This is a genomic window from Micromonospora palythoicola (genome assembly GCF_036689795.1).
Classification (GTDB): domain Bacteria; phylum Actinomycetota; class Actinomycetes; order Mycobacteriales; family Micromonosporaceae; genus Micromonospora; species Micromonospora palythoicola.
In genome coordinates this window covers 75,744-84,711 of sequence record NZ_JBAGKI010000023.1, presented here as the reverse complement: position 1 = coordinate 84,711, position 8,968 = coordinate 75,744, and the positions used below count along the sequence as shown (strand labels likewise).

The following is an 8,968-nucleotide window of genomic DNA, read 5'->3' as shown; positions in this document are numbered from 1 at the left end:
AGACGAACGTTGCATGGACGTGGAAGGTGGGAGCCCGACCCGCTCCGGGCGGTCAGGCTTGATCCCTGCGCGGGTCGGGCTCCGGCGAAAACCTGTCGGGGTTGCGCATCCGCCGGAGCGCCCGGCCGGGGGCGGGGATCTAGAGGCTGGTTGCGCCTCGGCCAGCCTCGCGGCGGTTTGCTGCTGCTGGATTGGCGTTCGGGGGACGTGAACCACGTGGTCGGGGGACAATGTCGTTGTTGTCCCGCTTTGCGTGGAGGAGCCGATGCCGCACTTTCCGGTGAACCACCCGGCGCGGCCGTTCTACCGGGCGCTGTCCGGTCTGGTCGGGCTCTACATCCTGATCTTCGGCGTCTGGGGGACCGCCCTCACCTGGGGTGACCCGTTGTTCGGCCGGAACGGCAACTGGGCTCTCGGCCTCCGCACCAACCTGGCCTTCTCGCTGGTCTCCATTGCCTTCGGGATCGTGCTCATCATCGGCGCGTCCCGGCGCACCAACCTCGGCCACTACATGAACCTCACCGCCGGAGCGGTCTTCCTGGTCACCAGCATCCTGATGATGTCGGTGCTGCAGACCGAGGCCAACTTCCTGAACTTCTCCATGTCCACGGTGATCGTCTCAATGCTCTTCGGCCTGATCCTGCTCGGCACCGGCCTCTACGACAAAGTCGGTCCGCACGAGGACGCCGAGGCCGAGCGAAGCCGCCGGAACCACCCCGTCGCCGAGATCCACCGGCGCTGAACCACTCAGCGTCCGCCTGCGGTGATCAGCCCCGGCTTGGCCTCCAGGTGCGACAACCCGTTCCAGGAGAGGTTCACCAGGTGCGCGGCGACCGTCTCCTTACGCGGCTTACGCACCTCCAGCCACCAGCGGCCGGTCAACGCGACCATGCCCACCAGCGCCTGCGCGTACAACTCGGCCAACTTCGGGTCGTAACCTCGGCTGGAGAACTCCGCGCCGAGGATGTGCTCCACCTGGTGCGCCACGTCGTTCATCACGCTGCTGAAGTTGCCGGTCGCCGAGAGCACCGGCGACTCCCGCACCAGCACCCGGAACCCGCTGGTCTCCTCCTCGATGTAGCCGAGCAGCGCCAGGGCGGCCTGTTCCAGCAGCTCCCGTGGATGACCCGCGGTCAACGCCGTGGTGATCCGATCCAGCAGGGACCGGACCTCCCGGTCCACCACCACCGCGTAGAGCCCCTCCTTGCCGCCGAAGTGCTCGTAGACCACCGGCTTGGAAACCTTCGCCCGCGACGCGACCTCTTCGATCGAGGTGGCGTCGAAACCGCGCTCGGCGAAGATCTGCCGACCGATCGAGATCAACTGCTCGCGACGCTGAGCGGCGGACATGCGTACCCGGGCCGGCGGCTTGCCCGGCGCCGGCACCACGCGCCGTCGCCTGCCACCCTCCTCGTGGGGAGTCTCGGCCATCTCGTCACCTCGCTGGCGCTCGGTGACGCCCTGTCGTGGGATGCTGCCTGTCTTCCGCCCGGTCACCCGAACATACTGCCAGGTAACTTGCGGGTTGGCCGCCCGGTTACCGCGGGGCTGCCGGCTTGGCCAGCTTCGCCGCGATCCGTTCCGGCCTCGGCCAGCGCACGTCCCACGCCGCGCCGAGCCTCTCGAACAGCCAGATCACCCGGGCCGAGATGTCGATCTGCCCCCGCAGCACCCCGTGCCGGGCACTCGTCGGATCGGCGTGGTGCAGGTTGTGCCAGCTCTCGCCGAAGGACAGCAACGCCAGGGGCCAGAAGTTCGCCGCCCGGTCGCCGTGACGCATCATGAACGGCCGCTCCCCGTACACGTGGCACACCGAGTTGATCGACCAGGTGACGTGGTGCAGCAACGAGATGCGGACCAGTCCCGCCCAGAACAGTGCGCTCAACGCGCCCTGCCAGGACCACGTCAACAGCCAGCCCATGAGCGCCGGCCCGAGCACCGAGACGATCACCAGCACCGGGAAGAGCCGGTCCATCCGCCGGATGTCCCGGTCGGCCAGCAGGTCCGGCGCGAAGCGCTCCCGGTTGGACAGTTCCCGGCCGAACAACCAGCCGATGTGCGCATGGAACAGCCCTTTGGTCAGGCCACGCAGGGTGGCCCCGAACCGCCACGGCGAGTGCGGGTCCCCTTCCAGATCGGAGAAGGCGTGGTGCCGCCGGTGATCGGCCACCCACTGGATGATCTCGCCCTGCACGGCGAGGGAGCCCGAGGCCGCCATCGCGATGCGCAACCACCGCTTGGCCTTGAACGATCCGTGCGTGAAGTAACGGTGGTAGCCGACCGTGATGCCCAGGCCCGACAGCACGTACCAGAAGGCGGCGATGCCCACGTCGACCCAGCTGAGCCAGCCCCCCCAGGCCACCGGCACGGCGGCGATCAGCGCCGCGAACGGGATCACCACGAAGGACCAGAGCGCGATCAGGATGCCGCGTGACTGGGTGCCCTGGGTGAGTGGCTTGGGAGTGGCCGGTTGCGGATCGAGCACGGTGGCGGACATGGCACCTCGCAGGGGACGGTCGGTTCGCGAATCTACGCCTACGTCACCGTAACTTAAGGGTCCGGTAGATCGCATCGGACAGCGATGCGAATGGATGCCCGACGTGTCGTACGCTCGTTCTAACCTGCACCGCATGACCGCTTTCGACGCCACCGAGGTGCGCCGGTTGCGTACCGAGGAGCAGCTCTCGGTGCGCGAGATCCGCGCTCGTACGGGCCTCGGCCGGAACCGGATCCATGAGCTGCTGCGGGGCGTCCCCGCGCCGGACCGGACCAGACGCCCCCGGGCAAAGGACGACCTGCGCGCCGAGGCGGTGGCGCTGCGCTCGACGGGACATCCGGTGCCGGAGATCGCGCGACGGCTCGGCGTGAGCCGGTCGACGGCGTACCTCTGGGTGCGGCACATTCCGCTGGAGCGCGACCCCGAGGAGGAGCGGGAGCGTCGGCGTGCCCACGCGAAGACGATGGCCGACGCGCGGTGGGCGGACCACCGCCGGGCGCGGGACGAGGCTCGGGCGAAGGCGCACGCGGTCGCCGCCAAGATGGTCGGTCAGCTCGATGAGCGTGATCTGCTCATCGTCGGTGCGGCGATCTACTGGTGCGAGGGCACCAAGTCGAAGCCGTGGCGTCGTGATGACCACGTGCAGTTCATCAACAGCGACCCTGGCCTGCTCGCCCTCTTCCTACGCTTCCTCGAAGTCTGCGGCGTCGACCCCGCCGTGCCGACCTACCGGGTGAGCATCCACGAAACCGCTGATCCGGACGCGGCGGCCGAGTGGTGGGCGGCCGAACTCGGCGTACCACGCGAGCGCTTCCGCCAGGCAACGCTGAAGAAGCACAATCCCGCCACCGTCCGTCGGAACACCGGCGACCAGTACCGAGGCTGTCTAGTGATCAACGTGTCGCGTAGCCGTGAGCTCTACTGGCGAATAGAGGGTATGATCGCCGAGCTGTTCCGGTCCGCGGCTGAACGCGTGTGCGTGGGTTGATGTGACCTGTCGGCTTGACATGTCAATGGGGTGTGGGGTAACGGCAACCCGCAGGCCTTTGGAGCCTTGAGCTCCTGGTTCGAATCCAGGCACCCCAGCAATCGCCTCAACTGCCGATCCTCGTACCCGTGCCGAGCAGGTCGGAATGTCTGGTTAGCATGGCCGCGAGACTGTCCGCGTTCCGACGGGAGCCACGTCGTGCCCGAGCCCCACACCCGTACCGTCGTCGTGCTCGCCGCCGGTGAGGGCAAGCGGATGAAGTCCTCGTTGCCCAAGGTCCTGCACCCGCTGCTCGGCCGGACGCTGGTGGGCCACGTGCTCAACGCGGCCGACCCGCTGGGTGCGGCGCGCACCCTGGTGGTGGTGGGGCACGGTGCCGACCAGGTTCGCGCCCACCTGACCGGGATCGCTCCCGAGGCCACCGCGGTTCACCAGGCCGAACAGCTCGGCACCGGGCACGCGGTGCGGATCGCGCTGGAGGCCGCCCCGGAGGTCACCGGCACGGTGGTGGTGCTCAACGGCGACGTGCCGTTGCTGCGGCCGGAGACGGTCGGTGAGCTGGTGGCGGCGCACGAGGGCGAGGGCGCCGCGGCGACCGTGCTCGCGGCGGAGGTGCCGGACCCGACCGGGCTCGGACGCATCGTGCGGGACGCCACGGGCCGGCTGGAGCAGATCGTCGAGCAGCGTGACGCGACCGCCGCCCAGCTGGCGCTTCGGGAGATCAACGCCGGCATCTACGCGTTCGACGCGGCTCGGCTGCGGGACGTGCTCGGCAAGCTGTCGACCGACAACGACCAGGGCGAGGAGTACCTCACCGACGTCTTCAAGATGCTGGTGGCCGCCGGCGAGCCGGTGGGGGTGCACCTGGCCGTCGACCACACCGAGACGCTCGGCTGCAACGACCGGGTGGAGCTGGCGGCGTTGCGCCGGCTGCTGCGTGACCGGATCAACGAGCGGTGGATGCGGGCCGGCGTCAGCCTGCTCGACCCCGAGACCACCTGGATCGACGTCACCGTGGCCCTGGACCGGGACGCGGTGGTGGATCAGAACACCCAGTTGCGGGGCGGTTCGGTGGTGGGCGCCGACGCGGTGGTCGGGCCGGACGTGACGTTGATCGACACGGTGGTGGGTCCCGGCGCGACGGTGGTGCGCAGCCACGCGGTCGGCGCCGAGGTGGGGCCGAGCGCCAGCGTCGGGCCGTACGCGTACCTGCGGCCGGACGCTCGGCTGGCGGAGCGGGCGAAGGTCGGCACGTTCGTCGAGGTGAAGAACTCGGAGATCGGCGCCGGCTCGAAGGTGCCGCACCTGACGTACGTGGGTGACGCCACGATCGGCGAGCAGAGCAACATCGGTGCGGCGTCGGTGTTCGTGAACTACGACGGTGTGCGCAAGCACCGCACGGTGATCGGCAGTCATGCCCGGACGGGCGCGGACAACATGTTCGTCGCGCCGGTCGAGGTGGGTGACGGGGCGTACACCGCCGCCGGTTCGGTGATCATCGAAGATGTGCCGGCGGGTGCGATGGGTGTGGCTCGGGCCCGGCAGCGCAACATCGAGGGCTGGGTACTCAAGCGTCGGGCGGGTACCGCCGCCGCCGAGGCGGCCGAGCGTGCCCTGGGCGGTACGCAGGGTGCTCCGGCCGTCCCGTCGTCGGCAAGCGAAGGTGAGCCAATCCACGGCGGTGCCGAGTCGGTGGGCGGTACGCCCGAGCCGGGAGATACTGCAACCGAATAGTCCCCGGCCGACCACCACCGCAGGCCGGGTACCGCCGACCGAATACGGGAGCAGACGGGCCCATGGGCAGCATCGTCGCCGAAAACCGCAAGAGCCTGATGCTCTTCTCCGGGCGTGGTTTTCCGGAGTTGGCCAAGGAGATCGGTGAGGTGCTCGGCGTCGCGCCGACACCGGCCGACGCGTACGAGTTCGCCAACGGCGAGATCTTCGTACGATTCAAGGACTCGGTACGTGGCTCGGACGCCTTCGTGGTGCAGTCGGTCACGCACGGGGTGAACACCTGGGTCATGGAGACTCTGATCATGGTCGACGCGCTGAAGCGTGGTTCGGCCAAGCGGATCACGGTCGTCCTGCCGTTCTATCCGTACTCCCGGCAGGACAAGAAGCACCGCGGCCGGGAGCCGATCTCCGCGCGGTTGGTCGCCGACCTGCTGAAGACCGCCGGGGCGAACCGCATCCTCACCGTGGACCTGCACACCGCGCAGATCCAGGGCTTTTTCGACGGCCCGGTGGACCACCTCTTCGCGATGGACATCCTGGCCGAGTACGTGGAGCGCAAGTACGCGGGCCGTCCGATGACCGTGGTCGCGCCGGACTCGGGCCGGGTACGGGTGGCCGAGCGGTGGACGGACCGACTGGGTGGTTGCCCGCTGGCCTTCATCCACAAGACCCGGGATCCGATGAAGCCGAACCAGGTGGTGGCGAACCGGGTCGTCGGTGAGGTCGAGGGTCGGGTCTGCCTGATCGTCGACGACATGATCGACACGGGTGGCACGATCTGTCGCGCGGCGGACATCCTGAAGGAGTCGGGGGCGGCGGACGTGATCGTGGCGTCCACCCACGCGTTGCTGTCCGATCCGGCGACGGAGCGGTTGAAGAACAGCCCGATCAGCGAGGTCGTGGTGACCAACACGCTCCCGTTGCCGCCCGAGAAGCAGCTGGACAAGCTCACCGTGCTGTCGATCGCGCCGCTGCTGGCCCGGGCCATCCGCGAGGTCTTCGACGACGGTTCGGTGACCACCCTCTTCGGCGGGCTGAGCTGAGCGCGGTGCGGGACTGAGTCGGCTGGGCGGGGTGTCCGGCCGGGTACGGGGACTGCCGGAAACCCGGGAAATCGCTCGGGTAGACTGGTCCGGTTGCCACGGCGAGGGTGCCCTGCGGGCCGCTGAGAAGCGCCGCACGGAGGCACCGTGATCGACGCGGTGCTCCGGGCAGTCTTCTGACGCATGAGCCCCTGCGAGCCCCCCGCCCAGCACCGCCAGACGACAAGCTGCCGCAGCGAAGCATCAGGAGTTTCCCCGTGTCCGAGGTAAAGATCAGCGCCGAGCCCCGCACCGAGTTCGGCAAGGGTGGTGCCCGTCGTACCCGCCGGGCCGGCAAGGTGCCCGCCGTGCTGTACGGCCATGGCGAGAAGCCCAAGCACATCGCGCTGCCGGCCCGCGAGTTCGCGGCCGCCATCCGTAACGGTGGGGCCAACCAGCTCCTCGCGCTCGACATCAGCGACGGCACGCAGGCGCTGGCGCTGCCGAAGGCGATCCAGCGGGATCCGATCAAGGACACCTTCGAGCACGTCGACCTGCTGCTGGTGCGGCGGGGCGAGAAGGTCACCGTGGACGTCCCGGTCCAGCTCACGGGTGAGGCCGGGCGCGACACGCTGATCGTGCACGACCACGACACCCTCTCGGTGACCGCCGACGCGACGAAGGTGCCGGATCACCTGGAGGCTTCGATCGAGGGCGCCGAGCCGGGTTCCCAGATCACCGCCGCTGACGTGGCGCTGCCGGCGGGTGTGGAGCTGGCCGCCGACCCGGAGATGCTGATCGCTTCGATCACCGCCGCGCCGACCGCCGAGCAGTTGGAGTCGACGCTGCCCGAGGTCGAGGAGGCCACCGAGGAGGCCGAGGCCGAGGTCGGCGAGGTCACCGAGGGCGCTGCCGAGGCGCCGGCCGCCGAGGGCGAGGCGGGCGCCGAGGGTCGTACCGAGGCCTGACAGTCTCGCAGTTTTGCGACAGGCGTCCCCGGTTCTTCGGGGGCGCCTGTCGGCGTATCGGATGATCGGCGGCGCGGGTGGTGGTTGACCGCCGGTACGAGCGGGAGGGGCGGGCGGTGACGGACGAGACCGGGCCGTGGCTCGTGGTGGGTCTGGGTAACCCGGGCCGGGAGTACGCGGGCAACCGGCACAACGTCGGGTTCATGGTCGCCGACCTGTTGGCTGGTCGGCTGGGTGCGAAGTTCGGCCGGCACCGGCGGGCGGTGGCGGAGGTCGCGGAGGGTCGGCTGGGGTTGGGCGGGCCGAAGCTGGTGTTGGCCAAGCCGCTGACCTACATGAACTTGTCCGGTGGGCCGGTGGTGAGCCTGGCGCAGTTCTACAAGGTGCCGCCGGGGCGGGTGATCGCGGTGCACGACGAGCTGGACATCGGCTACGGCCAGGTGCGGGTCAAGTGCGGCGGCGGCGAGGGCGGGCACAACGGCCTGCGGTCGATGTCGAAGTCGTTCGGCACGAAGGACTATGTGCGGGTGCGGTTCGGGATCGGTCGACCGCCGGGGCGGCAGGATCCGGCGGACTATGTGCTGTCGGATTTCGGCACGGTGGAGCGCAAGGAGTTGGACTTCCTGGTGGATCGGGCCGCGGACGTGGTGGAATCCGTGGTCAGCCGGGGTGTGGAGCCGACCCAGAACCTCTACCACGGGGTGTAGCGCGGGCGCCGAAGTGCCCCCGTTTGACCTTCGCCTCGGTTCTGCTGGTGACGTCGACACACCCGTCGGGGGCGGGCTGTGGCGGTCGGGTTCGCCGGTGGCCCGGTAGTGTGCGGGTTTCGGCGGTCGGGGCGGGGCCGGCCGCTCGGCGTACGCGGATCGTGGTGACGGGAGCGGAAGCATGAGCGGTCCACCGATGATCGACGGGGCGTTCGCGCGGTGGCTGGCGGATCGGGCCGGGCAGGCGCTGCTGGGCCTGCGGGCGGAGATGGGGTTCGCCGATGCCGGTGCGTTGAAGTCGGCGGGGGACAAGGTCTCGCACGACCTGATCCGTACCGAGCTGGCGAGGTGGCGCCCGGGCGACGCGGTGCTCTCCGAGGAGGACGAGGGTTCCCGGCTGGCGTGGGCGGCCGAGGTCAACGCCGGTGCGGTGTCGCGGTTGACCGCCGACCGGGTCTGGATCATCGACCCGTTGGACGGCACCCGGGAGTTCAGCGAGGAGGGGCGCGCGGACTGGGCGGTGCATGTCGCGCTCTGGGCGCGTAACGCGGCCACGTCGCACGGTCTGGTCGCCGGTGCGGTCGGGCTGCCGGCGCAGCACCGGGTGCTGGGCACGGACCTGCCGCCGGCCTATCCGCCGATGACGCCGGAGGCGGCGACGGTGGGTGGCGCGGGGCGGTTGCGGTTGGCGGCGAGTCGCAGCCGGCCGCCGGTGTTCCTGACCGATCTCGCTGAGGAGGTCGGGGCGCAGTTGGTGCCGATGGGTTCGGCCGGGGCGAAGATCGCCGCGGTGATCACCGGTGAGGTGGACGCGTACATCCACGCCGGCGGGCAGTACGAGTGGGACTCGGCGGCGCCGGTGGCTGTGGCGACGGCCACCGGACTGCACGCTTCCCGGATCGATGGTTCTGCGCTGAAATACAACGAGGCGGATCCGCGCCTGCCGGACCTGTTGGTGTGCCGTAAGGATCTCGCCAGCCGGTTACTTGCGGCGTTGCAGCGGCATTGCGGGTAGCCTGTCGCTACTTCCTGACATCCCCGACCGGAAAGGT

9 protein-coding genes and 1 tRNA gene are annotated in these 8,968 nt (G+C 69.7%); 8 read left to right on the top strand and 2 right to left on the bottom strand.

The genetic code is table 11. The annotated features are described in order from the left end of the window. Positions 1 to 265: 265 nt before the first annotated feature. Positions 266 to 742, top strand: a complete 477-nt coding sequence (locus V5O40_RS13350; protein WP_332905721.1) for a DUF4383 domain-containing protein — start codon at positions 266 to 268, stop codon at positions 740 to 742. Positions 743 to 747: 5 nt separating this feature from the next. Here the strand turns inward: V5O40_RS13350 and V5O40_RS13345 are convergent, their stop codons facing one another. Further along, entirely contained in the window at positions 748 to 1,431 is a 684-nt protein-coding gene (locus V5O40_RS13345) for a TetR/AcrR family transcriptional regulator (protein WP_332905720.1), read from the bottom strand. 106 nt (positions 1,432 to 1,537) lie between these two features. Beyond that, positions 1,538 to 2,497, bottom strand: coding sequence for an acyl-CoA desaturase (locus V5O40_RS13340; protein WP_332905719.1), 960 nt, complete (start codon positions 2,495 to 2,497; stop codon positions 1,538 to 1,540). A 133-nt stretch (positions 2,498 to 2,630) separates the two neighbouring features. Between V5O40_RS13340 and V5O40_RS13335 the strand changes: the two genes are divergently transcribed. The 7 genes from V5O40_RS13335 (at position 2,631) to V5O40_RS13305 (ending at position 8,931) form a co-directional block, all read left to right on the top strand. After that, positions 2,631 to 3,485, top strand: coding sequence for a helix-turn-helix domain-containing protein (locus V5O40_RS13335; protein ID WP_332905718.1), 855 nt, complete (start codon positions 2,631 to 2,633; stop codon positions 3,483 to 3,485). A 26-nt stretch (positions 3,486 to 3,511) separates the two neighbouring features. After that, positions 3,512 to 3,583, top strand: a tRNA-Gln gene (locus V5O40_RS13330). A gap of 100 nt (positions 3,584 to 3,683) precedes the next feature. Further along, a complete protein-coding gene (gene glmU, locus V5O40_RS13325; RefSeq protein ID WP_332905717.1) occupies positions 3,684 to 5,219 on the top strand; it encodes a bifunctional UDP-N-acetylglucosamine diphosphorylase/glucosamine-1-phosphate N-acetyltransferase GlmU in 1,536 nt (511 codons plus the stop codon). Between the two features lie 62 nt (positions 5,220 to 5,281). Beyond that, positions 5,282 to 6,262, top strand: coding sequence for a ribose-phosphate diphosphokinase (locus V5O40_RS13320; RefSeq protein WP_164446188.1), 981 nt, complete (start codon positions 5,282 to 5,284; stop codon positions 6,260 to 6,262). 257 nt (positions 6,263 to 6,519) lie between these two features. Next, the gene (locus V5O40_RS13315) at positions 6,520 to 7,209 is read left to right on the top strand and encodes a 50S ribosomal protein L25/general stress protein Ctc (RefSeq protein ID WP_332905716.1); all 690 of its coding nucleotides are present in this window, start codon (positions 6,520 to 6,522) and stop codon (positions 7,207 to 7,209) included. A gap of 116 nt (positions 7,210 to 7,325) precedes the next feature. Beyond that, on the top strand, positions 7,326 to 7,916 hold the full coding sequence (pth, locus tag V5O40_RS13310) for an aminoacyl-tRNA hydrolase (protein WP_332905715.1): 591 nt from the start codon (positions 7,326 to 7,328) through the stop codon (positions 7,914 to 7,916). Positions 7,917 to 8,097: 181 nt separating this feature from the next. Continuing rightward, positions 8,098 to 8,931: an inositol monophosphatase family protein gene (locus V5O40_RS13305; RefSeq protein WP_269739901.1), complete on the top strand. Its 834-nt coding sequence runs from the start codon at positions 8,098 to 8,100 to the stop codon at positions 8,929 to 8,931. Positions 8,932 to 8,968 lie beyond the last annotated feature (37 nt).